Raw genomic sequence first — 15,540 nt, 5'->3', positions numbered from 1 at the left:
GATGAAAACCGGCTTTAGAAGCCGACCTTCACGCCCAGGTTCACGCTGTTGTACTTCTGACTGTTGTCGCTGAAGCGGCCGCTGTAGCCTACCCAGCCCGTAACGTTTGGACTGAACTGGGCTTGCACGCCGACGTCGGCGCTGCCCCAGGTCTTGTCCGGACTGAAGCCGGTGAGGGAGAACGTGCCCGGCATGCTGTTCACGCCCGCGGTAATCGAGCGCGGGTCGGCCTTGCTGTCGTGGTTCCAGGCGATCTCGGCGTACGGCGACAGCATCATGCCGCCAGCCTGCCAATGACCCTGCAGGCGCCAGCCCAGGGTGGAGATCAGTGCATCGCGCTGCTGGCGGCCGAACCACATGGCTGTGCTGTCGTTGCCGTCTTCGCTATAGCCGTTGACCTTGACGGACTGCCACTCGACATTGGCGAACGGGCCGGTGCGCAGACCGGAGAAGTCGAACCACCAGCCGCCGGTCAGGCCGCCGCCAAGGCGGCTGCCATCCGCTTTGCCGCTTTCGCCACGCTGGGCGGCGCCGAGCGTGATGCGGCGTTCGATGTCGGAGAAGTTGGACTGGCCGAAATCGGCATAGCCGCCGATATAGCCGCCGCCGTTGTGATAAGTCAGATAACCCAGGCCGCTGATGTCCTGCAGCTTGTAACCGCCACCGCCGGTGAAGTCGGCATTGTGCTGGCCGATGCCCAGCGCCACGCCGGCGGAGAAGTGATCGTTGATGCGCACGTCGGCGCCCAGGGTCAGGTTGACGTTGTCGCTGGTGGTCTTGGGCGAGGTGCTCTGCTGTTTGAAGTCCTGGCGCGCGTAGTCGACATTGGCGAAGAAGCGCGTGTCGCTACCGACACTGTCCGCCAGCATTTCGTTGCGGATGGCGCGAGTCTGCGCGGCGCTGGCGGCGAGCGGAGCCTCGCCCAGCAGGGAGATCTGGCCCGGGGCGCGGATCAGCGACACCACGTACTGGCCCAGCATGGCGTGGGCAGCGGTGGTCGGGTGCACGCCGTCAGCGAACAGATAGGTCTTGTCGGTGCCCGGCGCATAGCTGAAGGGCAGGCCGGAACCGGCCGGGCCGCACTGCACCGAGCTGCCGTTACAGGCTGGCGTGGTGACATTGGTGAAACCATAAGCCGACGGATTGGCGATCACTTCGTTGAGCAGCGCGAAGGTGTTCACCGGGATCACGTTGAGGCCGTTGTTGCTGAGCTGGGTGATGCCCGCGCCGAGCACGCCGTTGAATGCGAGCGCCAACTGAGTAGCGCCTGCGGCGGCGGCGGCTCCACCGGCCATCCCCGACGGCGTCTTGCCGATATCCGGCAGGTTATAGACCACCACGTACTTGGCGCCGGCCGCCTGCAGCTGGCCGATCATGCCCACCTCGGTCTGCGCGGCGGAGATGGCGCCGGCGGCGAGCACGTTCGGGTTGGTCGAGGTCGCCGTCAGGTAGAAGATGTCGTTGGCGCCACCCCACACTTGATGAAGCGCATTGGGATCGGCCTTGCCGCCGTTGGCGGCCAGATACATCTGCATCTGCTGCGGCAGCAGCGGCACACCGGCCGGGGTACCCGGCGAGTTGTGCTGGATGCCGGCGCCGCCAAACGCGTAGTCGGTGCCACCGGAGAGCGAATTGGTCACCGGCAGGCCCAGCGCGGAAGCTACGTTCTCGGCTGTGGTGGTGCCCGGATTGGTGGTGAAGCGCAGCGGGACCGGCGAGCCCGACAGCTTGGCGATGTTGCCAGCGTCGCTAAGGCTGTCGCCGATCACGACGACTTTGCTGAAATCCGTAGCGGAAGCGGCGGTGCTGAACAGTAAGGCAGCGGCGATGGCGCCGGCGATATGGCGAGTGCGGGGCATGGTAGTAACGCTCCTGGGACCGGAATGGTCTTTGTTATTCCCGCGTTACGGTAATGCATGCCCATACGTAAGCGCATGCTGCGCTGCATCGCAGCGCAGCATGCGTCGGGCGGACGGTTTTCAGCGTTTCATGGCGCGGGACAGCGCATCCGCGAAGGCGCTGTTGGACGGTGCCGGTGTGGGCTTGGGCGCGCCGCCGCCGGGGCGCGGTCCGCGGTTGTCGCGCGGTCCGCCGCGGCTCTCGCCGCTGGCAGGGCGGCCACCACGGGCCTGGCCGGGTTCATCGTCCAGACGCATGGACAGCCCGATGCGCTGGCGCGGGATGTCCACCTCCATCACCTTCACCTTGACGATGTCGCCGGCCTTCACCGCGTCGCGCGGATCCTTCACGAAGGTGTGCGACAAAGCCGAGACGTGCACCAGGCCGTCCTGATGCACGCCGATGTCCACGAAGGCACCGAACGCCGCCACGTTGGTCACGCGGCCTTCCAGGATCATGCCAGGGCGCAGGTCCTTCACGTCCTCCACGCCTTCGGCAAAACTCGGCGCGACGAACTCCGGGCGCGGGTCGCGGCCGGGCTTCTCCAGTTCCTTCAGGATGTCGCGCACGGTGGGTACGCCGAAACGCTCGTCGGTGAATTGCTCCGGCTTGAGCCCGCGTAGGAAGCCGGTGTCGCCGATGATGCTTTTCACCTCGCGGCCGCACTGGGCCATGATGCGCTCCACCACCGGATAGGCTTCCGGATGCACTGCGCTGACATCGAGCGGGTTGTCGCCGTTGGACACGCGCAGGAAGCCGGCGCACTGCTCGAAGGCCTTGTCGCCCAGGCGCGGCACCTTGAGCAACGCTTTGCGATTGGCGAACGGGCCATTCGCATCCCGGTGCTTCACCACGTTCTCGGCCACGCTGGCGGACAGGCCGGCCACGCGCGAGAGCAGGGCGGCAGAGGCGGTGTTCACGTCAACGCCAACAGCATTCACGCAATCCTCTACCTTGGCGTCCAGCGCGCGTGCCAGCTTCACCTGGTTCACGTCGTGCTGGTATTGGCCCACGCCGATGGCCTTGGGTTCGATCTTCACCAGTTCGGCCAGCGGGTCCTGCAGGCGGCGCGCGATAGAGACAGCGCCGCGCAGGCTGACGTCGAGATCCGGGAATTCCTTGGCCGCCACTTCCGACGCCGAATACACCGACGCGCCAGCTTCGCTCACCACAATCTTGGACAGCTTGAGGTCGGCATGTTTCTTCATCAGCTCGCCGGCCAGCTTGTCGGTTTCGCGCGAGGCCGTGCCGTTGCCGATGGCGATCAGGTTCACGCCATGCTGCTTGCTCAACACGGCCAGGCGCGCAATGGATTGATCCCATTGATTGCGCGGCTCATGCGGATACACCGTATCGGTAGCGAGCACCTTGCCGGTGGCATCGACCACAGCGACCTTCACGCCGGTACGGATACCCGGGTCCAGGCCCATCACCGTCCTGGCGCCGGCCGGCGCAGCCAGCATCAGATCCTTGAGGTTGTCGCCGAACACGCGGATGGCTTCGTCTTCGGCGCCTTCGCGCACGCGACCAAACAGATCCAGGGTGAGGTGCAGATGCAGCTTCACGCGCCAGGTCAGGCGCACCGTCTCGCGCAGCCAGGCATCGGCCGCGCGGCCGCGGTCGAGAATGCCGGCATGCGATGCGACGCGGCCTTCGCCTTCCAGATGACCTTGCTCTGCCTCGACGGTAGGAGCGAGCTCCAGCTCGATTACACCCTCGTTGCGCGCGCGCATCAGCGCCAGCAAACGGTGTGAGGGGATCTTGCCGATCGCTTCCATATGGTCGAAGTAATCGCGGAACTTCGCGCCTTCGTTCTCCTTGCCCTCGACCACCTTGGCGCGGATCTGGCCCTTGTCCCACAGCCAGTCGCGCAACTCGCCGACCAGGTGGGCATCTTCGGCAATGCTTTCCATCAGGATCGCGCGGGCGCCGTCCAGCGCGGCGCGCACGTCCGGCACGCCCTTTTCGGCATCCACGAACGATTCGGCGAAGGCTTCGGGCGACTGCGAGGGGTCTTCGCGCAAGCCTGTGGCCAGCGGCTCCAGGCCGGCTTCGCGCGCGATCTGCGCCTTGGTGCGGCGCTTGGGTTTGTAGGGCAGGTAAAGATCTTCCAGCCGCGCCTTGGTGTCGGCGGCCAGGATGTCGCCCTTCAGTGCATCGGTAAGCTTGCCCTGTTCCTCGATGCTGGTCAGGATCGCCTCGCGGCGCTCCTCCAGCTCGCGCAAATAGCGCAGACGCTCTTCCAGCAGACGTAGCTGCGTGTCGTCGAGACCGCCGGTGGCTTCCTTGCGGTAGCGCGCGATGAACGGCACGGTGGCGCCGCCGTCGAGCAAATCCACCGCGGCGTGAACCTGTTCCGGCTTGGCGGCGATGTCCTGGGCAATGCGTTGTTCGATGCTGAGCATGAGGCTGTACGAATTCCTTGGATGACTACGTATGCCGGCGGTATGGGCCGGATCGCCGATCATAGCAAGCTGCCTCCCCGGCCTACCCCATCTGGGGGTGGATGAGCAGGCAGGATTCAGGGCGGGTACTTCCCTGGCCGCCGCCGGGTTCCTCCTTGCGGCGGGTTCGCCAAATCGGGATGCTTGCGCGGCCGCACGGCGCCATGTGCGTGTGGCCTTTGTCACGACATGGCCTACAGGGGACAACATGATCAAGATGATCCGCGTATGGGCGGCGGTGGCGCTCGTGCTGCTTTTGACTGGCTGCCAGTCAAGTCTGATGACCAAGTCCGGCAAGGAGGCAACCACAGTGGCACCCGGTGGGGCCACGGTCGTTTTCCTGCGGCCCTCCTCGTTCGGCGGGGCCATTCAATCGTCGGTGTATGACGTGACCGGCGGACAGACGACGTTTGGCGGCATCGTGTCGACCAAGACCAGCGTGCAGATGCAGGTGCCTGCTGGCGAGCATTTGTTCATGGTGATCGCGGAGAACGCGGATTTCATGAATGCCAATCTGGACGCCGGCAAGACCTATTACGTGCTGGTCATGCCGCGCATCGGTGTGTGGAAGGCGCGCTTCTCGCTGATCCCGATCCACAACGACGCTTCGGCCAAGTACAACTTGCAGTCGAAGGATTTCGCCGACTGGAAGCAAAGCAGCGAGCTGGTGGTAAAGACCCCCGGCGCTGACGCCTGGTACCAGCAGAACAAGGCGGATATCGAAGCCAAGCGCCTCGACTACATGAAGAAGTGGGATCGTATGGAGCCCGAGCACAAAGCCGAATTGACCTTGCATGCGCAAGACGGCGTCTGACCGTTCCGTGCTCGAGCTATAAAAAAACGCGCCGGTAAACGGCGCGTTTTTCCTTCAGGCATTGAATGCGCCGTCATCCCGGCCACGTGACGGTGGCGCGGCCGCTTGTTCACTGGCGCGGCCATTGAGTACCAGCGTCCCCGCCACCAGGTCGTGCAGCCCTTGCTTGCGCTGCGTCCAGGTCACCGCGAGGTAACACACGAACGGAATCAGCCCGGTAATGATGTTGGTAAGGCGCACGGCGTTGCGCGCGGCGGCGCGACCCAGCGTCAGGCGCTGGCCATGGATGTCGGTAACGCGCAGGCGCAGGGCCAGCTTGCCCGGAGTGGCCTGCCATTTCGAGCCTTCGAACAGTGCGTAGTAGATGAAGCCGATGATCACCGTGGCGACGGAAGAACTCTGCGCGCCCAGGATGTATTCGCGCATCGCTGTTGCCATGTCCGCACCGCCCTGTACTTGCTCGAGAAAATGCTTGTAAGCATCCAGGCCGCCGAAGGCGTAGAAGGCGATAGTCGAAGGGACGATCAGCACGATCAGGTCGATCACCCACGCGCCGAAGCGCTGCCAGAAACCAGCGTAATCGGCGGTGGCTTCCGGTGCCGTCGTGGCAGCGCGCTGCGGGAGCGGAGGGGCCATGGGTGGGGCGGACGCGGGCTTTTCATCCGGGAACAGCACCGATAGGGGCTGCCAGTCGGCCAGGCCTTCGTACCAGCCGAGGTCGTCGATACTGACTTGACCGCTGCGCAACCATTGGCGGATATCCGCCTCCTTGTACGGGCCGTGCCGTTCGCCGTCCCTTCCGATCCAGACTTCCATCGTGTGCGCTCCGCGGGTCACCAAGGGACGCATGATGCCATGCGCCGATGGTGGAAATGGCTGCAAACCTGGGGTGTATATCGCGTGCGGCCGCTCAGGCCGCGGCGCGGCGTTTCAGGTGCACCAGCAGCAGCGAGATCGCTGCCGGCGTCACGCCGCTGATACGCGCGGCCTGGCCGATCGTTTCCGGTTGCGCGCGCTTGAGCTTCAGCAAGACCTCGGCGGAAAGGCCGCGCACCTTGTCGTAGTCGAAGCCACCAGGGATGGCGGTCTGCTCATGGCGGCGCCGGCGCTCGATCTCCTCGCGCTGGCGCTCCAGGTAACCGGCATATTTGGTCTGCACTTCCACCTGGGCGGCGACGTCATCGTTCTCTACCGCGGGGCCGAGTTCGACGACCGAGGTGATCTTGGCGTAGTCCAGCTCCGGCCGGCGCAGCAGATCCAGAGCATTGGTTTCGCGGCTTACGGCGATGCCGAGCTGGCGTTCGATGGCAGCGCCCAATGCATTGTTCGGTGCCGCCCACAGTGTGCCGAGGCGCTGCGTCTCGCGCTCTACCGCATCGCGCTTGGCGCGCAAGGCGTCGAAACGCGACTGCAGCACGACGCCGAGCGCATGGCCGGTTTCGGTAAGACGCAGGTCGGCGTTGTCTTCGCGCAGATGCAGCCGGTACTCGGCGCGCGAGGTGAACATGCGGTAGGGCTCGATGGTGCCATTGCTGGTCAGGTCGTCGATCAGCACGCCGATGTAGGCTTCGTCGCGGCGCGGATACCATGGCGCCTTGCCTTGTACGGCCAGCGCTGCGTTGAGTCCGGCGATCAGGCCCTGCGCGCCTGCTTCTTCGTAGCCCGTGGTGCCGTTGATCTGGCCGGCAAAATACAGGCCGGGGATGGTCTTGGTTTCCAGCCACGGGTGCAGGCCGCGCGGATCGAAATAGTCGTACTCAATCGCATAGCCCGGCCGCGTGATATGCGCGTTCTCGAAACCCTTGATCGAATGCACCAGCGCCAGCTGCACGTCGTAGGGCAGCGACGTGGAAATGCCGTTGGGATATACCTCGAAGGTGTCCAGCCCTTCCGGCTCGATGAAAATCTGGTGTGACGACTTCTCCGCGAAGCGCACCACTTTGTCCTCGATCGAGGGGCAATAGCGTGGGCCGATGCCCTCGATCTGGCCGGTGTACAGCGGTGAGCGATCCAGCGCGCCGCGGATCACTTCATGTGTGTGCTCGGTGGTGTGGGTAATCCAGCAGCTGACCTGGCGCGGATGATCCGCGCGCGAGCCGAGATAGGAGAACACGGGCGCGGGATCGTCGCCGGGCTGTTCCTCCAATCCGGTGAAATTGATGCTGCGCAGATCGATGCGCGGCGGCGTACCGGTCTTCAGGCGGTCGGCGGCCACCGGCAGTTCGCGTAGTTTCTGCGCCAGCGTGCTGGCCGGCGGATCACCCGCACGGCCGCCGGCGTACTGCGCCTGGCCGATATGAATCTTGCCGGCCAGGAAGGTGCCGGCCGTGAGCACGACCGCGCGGGCGCGGAAGCTCAGGCCCATCTGCGTCACCACGCCGGTGACGCGGCCACCTTCAAGGATCAGGTCGTCCACCGCTTGCTGGAACAGCTCAAGATTCGGCTGGGTTTCCACGATGCGGCGGATCGCGGCCTTGTACAGCGCGCGATCGGCCTGGCAGCGGGTAGCGCGTACGGCCGGTCCCTTGGAGGCATTCAAGGTGCGCCACTGGATACCGGCACGATCGGCCGCCTGCGCCATGGCACCGCCCAGGGCGTCGATTTCCTTGACCAGATGCCCCTTGCCGATACCGCCGATGGCTGGATTGCAGCTCATCTGCCCGATCGTCTCGATGTTGTGGCTGAGCAGCAGAGTGCGCGCGCCGGTGCGCGCCGCAGCCAGTGCGGCTTCGGTACCGGCGTGACCGCCGCCGATCACGATGACGTCGTAATGAGTGGGGTGAAGCATAGGAAACTGCCTAACTGGCGCAAAAAGTGACCAAACGGGACGCTATGGTAGCGCGGTCAATAGTTTACGGGCGGATAAGACAAGTCTGGCACGAATTCTGCTTTTACCCTCTCGCACTTTCACGGGCAGACGCTGCGCGGAGACGCGCGCCGAGATCGAACGGACAGGGGTTCGATTGCGTGCCGAGAGAGGAAGCGAGACGGCGCCCCATGGGCGCCGTCGTTTTTTGTGTCGCTGGAATGAGATCTGGCGCCCGGCGGTCTCAGGAACAGGGGGAATCCAGGATGACCGTGTTGCCGGGCGCCAGAAACCGTAATGAACGGTGGCGCAGGCAGCGAGCGCTGCCTCGTCGTGGGGCTGATAGTCGCCCGGAGAGCGTGAACATTGGGTGACTAAAACGGAGATTTGTGCCGGATCAGGGCAGCTGATGACGCTGTGCGTCATTCCGTGATGAAGGGCCGGATCGAGCGTGATTTCCATCACATTTGTGGCATGCCTGTTGCTTCCTTTCCCGTGCAGGACACGCAAGGGGACAGAGCAATGGACACGAACTTCGATTTTGAACGGCTGTACCCGCACCACGATCTGCTGATCGAGATCGGCCGCGTCGAAATGGCCATCGAGCATCTGGATCTGCGCGCCGAGGAAGAACAGCGCACGCTGCGACCGCGCCTTGAATCGCGCATGCATCGCTTGCGCGATGCGCTGGATCATCTCGCCGCTTGAATCATCGCGCCCGGCATTCGCGTCGGCCGCTCACCGCATGAAGCCGCCCGGGTGACCCGTCGATGACGGGCAACACCCGGGGCGGAATCCGGCCAACCGATCGATCAGTCGTGCAGCATGCTCTGTACGATCTCGGTGAGATTGCGCGACAACCCGGCCTGCTCCGCCAAGGCAGCGATGGCAGCCTGCGCCTGCGCGCGCCGCACCGGCTCTAGCCGGCGCCAGCCGTTGAAGGCCGTGGCGAGTCGCGCGGCAACCTGCGGATTGAGCGCGTCGAGTTGCGCGAGTCGCTCCGCCAGCAGGCGATAACCAGCACCGTCGGCCTGATGGAAGCCCGCGGGATTGCTGCGCGCCCATGCGCCAAACAGCGCATTGACGCGATTGGGATTCTTCAGCGTGAAAGCCGGGTCGCGCTCCAGTTCGCGCACGCTTGCCAGCGAAGCGGCGCCGCGCCGTTGCGTCTGCACGTTGAACCACTTGTCCAGCGCGAGTGGGTTATCGACATAGCGATCGCGGAAGTGCGCCAGCGCGGTTGCCGCCTGCGGCGCATCGGTGCGCACCAGCACCGATAGCGCAGCGAGGCGATCGGTCATGCTCGGCGCCTCTTCGTATTGCAGGGTGGCGAGTGCTTGCCCTTGCGCGGCGTCGAGCAATGAAATCAGTTCGAGCACGCGCCGTTTCAGCCGGCGCTGCGCCTGGCTGGCTGCGTCGAGCTGCCCGTTGGTGGCTTGCGCCAGTGTGCGATAGCGCTGCAACAACGCCGCTGCGCTGATGCGCGTGGCAAGCCGGCGCTGCAGTTCCTGGCGCCAGGCATGGATGCGCTCGGGATCGGCTTCGCGCTCGCGCTCGGCCAACTCCACCTCACCTGGCGGTGTCATCACCTCGGCCAGCAATGCATCGTCCACGTTGCCATCGGCAAACAGAGCGGCCAGCGCATCGCACCACGCGACAATCGCCGCGTCGCTACCGCCTTCGCGCAGCGCCTCATAAGCGCGTATCGCCAATTGCTGGCCGGCCTCCCAGCGATTGAAGCCGTCGACATCGTGGCGCAGCAATAAGGCGAGTTCCGCCGGCGTGTCGTGGCTTTCCAGGATGACCGGCGCGGAGAAGCCGCGCAGCAGTGAAGGCACCGGCTCGGCATCGATCTCGCGGAACACGAAGCGCTGCTCGGCCTTGTCGAGCACCACAACGAGCTCGGTGTCGCCACTCCGCGGATGGCCGTCCAGATGCAGCGGCAACATGCGGCCTTCATGGGTAAACAGTGCCAGCTTCACCGGGATCGGCAGCGCATGCTTTTCCGGTTGACTGGGTGTGCCCGGCGTGTGCTGCGACAAAGTCAGCGTGAACTCGCGTCGCGCCGCATCATAGTCGCGCCGCGCCTTGAGTCGCGGCGTACCAGCCTGGGCATACCAGACAAGGTAAGGCAGCAGGTCGACCTGATTTGCGTCGCCAAGCGCACCCAGGAAATCCTCCAGCGTCGCGGCGCGGCCATCGTTGGCTTCGAAATAACGATCCATGCCGCGTCGGAAACCGTCCGTGCCCAGGCGCCCCGACAGCATGCGCACCAGCTCGGAGCCCTTCTCATACACCGTGGCGGTGTAGAAATTATTGATCTCGCTGTACTGCGCCGGACGCACGGGATGCGCTAGCGGGCCGGCATCTTCCGGGAACTGCGCGCGGCGCAGCAGCGCTACATCCTCAATGCGCTTCAGCGGCGGCGAGTTCATGTCCGCCGAGAACTGCTGCTCGCGGAACACGGTCAGGCCTTCCTTCAGCGATAGCTGGAACCAGTCGCGGCAGGTGACGCGGTTGCCGCTCCAGTTGTGGAAGTACTCGTGCGCCACCACCGCTTCCACCGCGCGGTACTCATCGTCGGTGGTCGAGTCCGGATCGGCCAGCAGGTACTTGGCGTTGAAGATGTTGAGACCCTTGTTCTCCATCGCGCCCATGTTGAAGTCATGCGTGGCAACGACATGGAACACGTCGAGATCGTAGTTTCGCCCATAGGCCTGCTCATCCCAGCGCATGGAGCGCTCCAGCGCGTCCATCGCGTAATGGCAGCGGTCAATCACATTGGCTTCCGACCACATCACCAGCTTCACCGCACGGCCGTCGGCAGTGACGTAGTCGCGTTCGATTTTCTCGAGGCGTCCGGCGACCAGCGCGAACAAATAACTGGGCTTCGGATGGGGGTCGACAAAGCGTGCCCAATGGCGTCCGTCTTCGAGCTCGCCAGCACCCTCCGGATTGCCGCCAGCCAGCAGCACCGGGAAACGCTTACGGTCGGCACGCAACGTCACCGTGTAACTGGCCAGCACATCCGGCCGATCGGGGAAGAAGGTGATGTGCCGGAAACCTTCGGCCTCGCATTGGGTAAGCAGAAAACCCGTCTCGCGCGAGCCGGAAAGGTACAGGCCTTCCAGCGCGGTATTCGCCGCCGGCTGCAGGCGTACGCGGGTTTCCAGCACGCTGCCATCCTGCGCGCCGTCGACTTCCAGCTGATTGTCGCCATGCCGATAGCTGCCCGGGTCGAGCGGTTGGCCATCGAGCGCAATAGCGAGCAGCTCCAGCCCTTCACCATCCAGCCGTAACGGCGTCTGTTGTGCCGGATCGCGGCGCAGACGCAGGCGGGCGGTGACCTCGCTGGCATCAATGCCCAGGTCAAAATCCAGCTCCACACGTTCTACGCGCCAGGCCGGCGCACGGTACTCGCTGAGGCGGATCGGGGAGGGCGATTGGTCGTTGCGTGCGTTCATGAGGACTACGGGGCCGATACGGGACGGATCAGGCTAACATGCGGCGTTTTCGGGCCAGGACAAGCCAATGGCGGCATACCATGCGGAGCGGGCCAGTCTGGGTCCGCATGACATCGTCGTACTGCACGACCCTGCGCACGGGCGACGCGTGCGCATAGCGCGGCGCGGCGCCACCGTGATCGCGCTGGAGCAGATTTTGGACGGCGTCACCCACGATCTGGCCGACGGCTATCGCGATGCGGCCGAACTGGACAGCCGCCCCAGCTCCCGCTTCGCCATCATGGTGCCTTTCGCCAACCGCATCGCCGATGCGCGCTACATATTCGACGGTCAGGCTTACGACTTGCAGCCCGGCGTGGAGGGCGCGCAGCGCGCGGCTCGCCATGGCTTTGTGCGTGGCGTGGATTTCGAGATCGCCGACCTGGCGGCGGATGAGCACGGCGCCCGCGCCAGCTTCTTCACCTCGGCGATTCGTCCGGGCGTGCATCCGGGGTATCCCTTTGCGATCGACCTGACGGTCACGTACATCCTGGATGCCAGCGGCCTGACCCTGGAGGCGCGCATGCGCAATGCCGGCGAACAGGCCGCGCCATGCTTCTTCGGCTGGCATCCGTACTTCCGCTTCGACGGCACGCCGATCGACGCATGGGAACTGCAGATCCCCGCCGAAACCCTGGTACGCACCGACGCCGACTACATTCCTTTGCCCGGCATCGCGGCGAAGGTGCGGATGAGCGATGCGCCAGCGCTGGATTTCCGCCAGCCGCAGCGCATCGATGGGCGCGAGATCAATCATGCCTACGCCGACCTGCAGCACGACGCCGATGGACGCGCGCGTACCCATCTGCGCGATCCGGCCAGCGAACTGGGCATGGCCATGTGGCAGGAATCCGGTGTGATGCTCGCCTTCACTGCCGACACCGTGACGCGCGATGTGCGCGGCTCGGTCGCGCTGGAGCCGATGGAAAGCTGGTCGGACGCATTCAATCGTCCCGATTGCGCGGCGGCGATCCGCCTTGAGCCGGGCGCCGAGCGCGTCTTTCGTTGTGGTGTGGAGATCGAATTGCCATGAGTGTGGTCCTGCCGGGTATCGAACAGATCCGCGATGCCGCCGCACGCATCGCGCCATATGCCGTCGTCACGCCGGTGCTGCGCAGCGCGCGCCTCGATGCGCTGGTTGGCGCGGAACTGCATTTCAAATGCGAGAACCTGCAGCGCGGCGGCGCCTTCAAGTTCCGCGGCGCCTGCAATGCCGTGTGGTCGCTGGATGACGAGCAGGCCGCACGCGGCGTCGTCACGCATTCGTCCGGCAACCATGGCAATGCACTGGCGATGGCTGCGGCGACGCGTGGCATCCCCGCGCATGTGGTGGTGCCTGAAGGCGCTGTGCGCGCCAAGCTCGAAGCGATCGAACAGGCTGGCGCCGTGCTGCATCGTTGCGCACCCACGCAGGCGGCACGCGAAGCGGCAGCCGCAGAGGTGCAGCAGCAGACCGGCGCCGAGCTGGTGCATCCCTACGCTGATGCGCGGGTCATGGCTGGACAGGGCACGCTGGTGCTGGAGCTGATGCGCCAAGTCGAAGCGCTGGATGCCCTAATCACGCCCATTGGCGGCGGTGGCCTCGCTTCCGGTTGCGCCATCGCGGCGCATGGCATCGACCCCACACTCGTCATGTACGGTGCGGAACCGGCTGGCGCCGACGATGCCGCGCGGTCACTGGCGCGCGGTGCGCGGATCGAGTCGCTGCAGGCCGAGACCATCTGCGATGGTTTGCGCACGCTGATCGGTGAACCGAACTTCGCCGCCTTGCGCAGTCATCGCACCCAGGTGATCACCGTGACCGACGATGAAACCATCGCCGCGATGAAGCTGCTGTGGCGCGAGCTGAAACTGGTGGTGGAGGTGTCCAGCGCCACCGTGCTCGCCGCCGTGTTGAAACAGCGCGAGCACTTCACTGGGCGTCGCGTGGGCCTGGTGCTTACCGGCGGCAATGTCGATCTGGATGCCTTGCCGTGGTGATGTGTGTGTCTATACAGGCCCGCGTCGAAACCGCAGGCCACTGACCGCCATCAATCCCAGCAGCACGAACACAATGCCCACGGCCTCCATCGCCGAGGGTTGCTCGTGCAGGATCGCCCAGGCCAGCAACACGCTGACAATCGGCACGCCGAGACTCGACAGACTCGCCACGGCTGTCGGCAAGCGCTGCAACACGATCAGCCACAAACCCCAGGCCACGCTGGACGCCAGCACTACGCTGTAGGCAAGACCGCCCACAAAACCCCAGCTCCACTCGATCGGCCGCTGCGGCGTCAGCAGCGCAAGCACACATAGCGCCAGCGCGCCGAACAACATCTGCCAGGCCGTCAGGTTCAGCGGCGATGGTGCATGGCGCTGGAACATGCGTTTGCTGAACACCGTGCCCATCGCCCACGCGGCGCCCGCTGCGATCGCCAGCAGCGTACTGCTGACGCTTCCCATGCTGCGCCAGGGTTCGATGATGCAAATAAGCCCGATAGCGGCCAGTCCGATGCCTGCCCAATGCCGTGAGGTCGGCTTTTCGCGCAACACCACCCAGGCCAGCAACACGGCCCAGAACGGCATGGTGTAAGCGAGCAGGGCAATGCGCCCGGCGCCGCCTTCGACCAGCGCCCACTGCCCCAGCCCCTGGAACGCGGCGGTCTGGCACAGGCCGATCAACACCGTGAGCCGCAACGGTGGTGGTCGCAACGATTGCCGTGTGACCAGCAAGACGGCGAACAACACGAGTGCGCCCAACACATAACGCAGTGCGGCAAATTGAAATGGGCCGGCGTGCTGCAGCACCTGCTTCATCACGATCCAGCTGTAAGCCCAGATCAGGATAGTGACGAGCATGGCGGCCACGGCGCCGCGTTGAGAAAGAGGAGAAGGCATGGCGTCGCAGGCGAGAGAGGAGCGAAAACTTGCGTCGCGCACGCAAGACACGTTGCGACGACAAGAAGATCGCCAAGCTTACTAGGCGCCGTGCACGCGTCACTCGATGGGAGCATGCGATCTATGTGAAAGAGATGTGCAAGCTTCGCGCTCAGCCCACTATTGAAAGTCTATGGGTCATTCGTGTTTCTTGAGGACCATCACACTTTAAGCACGCTGGTTGATTCATCGTCGCCAACACAATTTATGTACCAGCATCGACCACAGGGGGGCTAATGATCGAGCTGGAGATGCAGATCCTTTCGGATCGTCGCGAAGGATTGCTCGTCGAACTGGGTCGCGTCGTCGTCGCCAACGGCTTTACGTTGCTGCGGCAACGTCTGTCGCAAGACAGCAGAGGCACGTGGCTGGTGATGATCGTGCGCGGCGCTGCCGAGCGTCAGCTGGCGCTCGAAGAAGAACTCGCTACACATAGCCGCGTGCTCAGCTTTGAAGCGGCGCTTGCCGAAGGCGGTGCGCTGCCTGCGCAACCCGCACCCGTGGCGACACGGCCTTCGATGGCCGCCGCGCCCTCCGCGCCACCCGCCGCCGCGCCCGAAGCCGGCCCGGACGTGCGCCAGGTAGAAAGCACCTTGCCGCAACTGGCGCGCGACTATCCCAAGATTTTCCCGTGGCTGCTCACGCTCGAACGCGCCGTGGCGGCGGACGCGCGCGAGGCTTCGCTGCAGCTGGCGGGGCGTCGCACCGGAGCCTGGGTATACAAGCGCGACTACGCGATGGGCGCCAAGCTCGGCCTTGCCGACGCGATCAAGCGCATCGCCGTGCCGGCCATGCGCGAACTGACGACCGTCGATTGGCGCGATGGGCAACTGCATATCCAGAACAGCCCGATCTGCTCGCCTGGCGGTCATTCGGGCTGCCGCTTCTTCAGCGGCTATCTCGAAGGCGTGCTCGGCGGTTCGGTGGCGCCGCAGACTGTATTCGTGCGCAGCCTCTACTGCCGCAGCACCGGCGCAGGGAGCTGCATTCTGGAAATCTCGCACTAAGCATCGATCTGCGTGAACGGTTTACGCCCGTTGCGGAGTTCGAACTTAAGAGCCTGTACCCGGCCAGGCTTGCACGAGGGCACGACCGGCGCTCGCGCCGGCAACAAGACGTTCGTCCGACTTACTCACTAGTGATTCCTTGAGGAGGAGT

General features: G+C 64.8%; 11 protein-coding genes. 5 read left to right on the top strand and 6 right to left on the bottom strand.

Annotated elements, in window-relative coordinates:
* Positions 1-14: 14 nt before the first annotated feature.
* Complete coding sequence (locus ISS97_RS09680) at positions 15-1,859, bottom strand: autotransporter outer membrane beta-barrel domain-containing protein (RefSeq protein WP_379985023.1); 1,845 nt, start codon at positions 1,857-1,859, stop codon at positions 15-17.
* 120 nt (positions 1,860-1,979) lie between these two features.
* Positions 1,980-4,304, bottom strand: a complete 2,325-nt coding sequence (locus tag ISS97_RS09675; protein WP_379985024.1) for a Tex family protein — start codon at positions 4,302-4,304, stop codon at positions 1,980-1,982.
* Between the two features lie 247 nt (positions 4,305-4,551).
* On the opposite strand from ISS97_RS09675, the gene ISS97_RS09670 reads away from it, so the two are divergent.
* On the top strand, positions 4,552-5,157 hold the full coding sequence (locus ISS97_RS09670; RefSeq protein ID WP_379985025.1) for a hypothetical protein: 606 nt from the start codon (positions 4,552-4,554) through the stop codon (positions 5,155-5,157).
* A 54-nt stretch (positions 5,158-5,211) separates the two neighbouring features.
* On the opposite strand, the gene ISS97_RS09665 is transcribed toward ISS97_RS09670, so the two are convergent.
* Positions 5,212-5,973 carry an RDD family protein gene (locus ISS97_RS09665; RefSeq protein WP_379985026.1) on the bottom strand — a complete coding sequence of 254 codons (762 nt, stop codon included), beginning with the start codon at positions 5,971-5,973 and terminating at the stop codon, positions 5,212-5,214.
* Positions 5,974-6,067: 94 nt separating this feature from the next.
* Positions 6,068-7,945, bottom strand: a complete 1,878-nt coding sequence (gene mnmG / locus ISS97_RS09660; protein ID WP_379985027.1) for a tRNA uridine-5-carboxymethylaminomethyl(34) synthesis enzyme MnmG — start codon at positions 7,943-7,945, stop codon at positions 6,068-6,070.
* Positions 7,946-8,395: 450 nt separating this feature from the next.
* On the opposite strand from mnmG, the gene ISS97_RS09655 reads away from it, so the two are divergent.
* The gene (locus tag ISS97_RS09655) at positions 8,396-8,671 is read left to right on the top strand and encodes a hypothetical protein (RefSeq protein ID WP_379985028.1); all 276 of its coding nucleotides are present in this window, start codon (positions 8,396-8,398) and stop codon (positions 8,669-8,671) included.
* Between the two features lie 104 nt (positions 8,672-8,775).
* Here ISS97_RS09655 and pepN read toward each other — a convergent pair whose 3' ends face one another.
* Positions 8,776-11,427 (bottom strand): aminopeptidase N, encoded by a 2,652-nt coding sequence (pepN, locus tag ISS97_RS09650; RefSeq protein ID WP_379985029.1) that lies wholly within the window; start codon positions 11,425-11,427, stop codon positions 8,776-8,778.
* Between the two features lie 67 nt (positions 11,428-11,494).
* Here pepN and ISS97_RS09645 point away from each other — a divergent pair, with 67 nt between their 5' ends.
* Positions 11,495-12,499, top strand: coding sequence for an aldose 1-epimerase (locus tag ISS97_RS09645; protein ID WP_379985030.1), 1,005 nt, complete (start codon positions 11,495-11,497; stop codon positions 12,497-12,499).
* Entirely contained in the window at positions 12,496-13,446 is a 951-nt protein-coding gene (locus ISS97_RS09640; RefSeq protein WP_379985031.1) for a pyridoxal-phosphate dependent enzyme, read from the top strand. Before ISS97_RS09645 ends, ISS97_RS09640 begins: the two co-directional genes overlap by 4 nt.
* Before the next feature lie 9 nt (positions 13,447-13,455).
* Here ISS97_RS09640 and ISS97_RS09635 read toward each other — a convergent pair whose 3' ends face one another.
* The gene (locus ISS97_RS09635) at positions 13,456-14,304 is read right to left on the bottom strand and encodes a DMT family transporter (RefSeq protein ID WP_379985032.1); all 849 of its coding nucleotides are present in this window, start codon (positions 14,302-14,304) and stop codon (positions 13,456-13,458) included.
* A 329-nt stretch (positions 14,305-14,633) separates the two neighbouring features.
* On the opposite strand from ISS97_RS09635, the gene ISS97_RS09630 reads away from it, so the two are divergent.
* Entirely contained in the window at positions 14,634-15,389 is a 756-nt protein-coding gene (locus ISS97_RS09630) for a hypothetical protein (protein WP_379985033.1), read from the top strand.
* Positions 15,390-15,540 lie beyond the last annotated feature (151 nt).

This window comes from Dyella koreensis (genome assembly GCF_044904565.1).
Taxonomy (GTDB): Bacteria; Pseudomonadota; Gammaproteobacteria; order Xanthomonadales; family Rhodanobacteraceae; genus Dyella_D; species Dyella_D koreensis.
The sequence above is the reverse complement of the archived record's forward strand: the minus strand, read 5'-3'. Positions and strand labels throughout refer to the sequence as shown.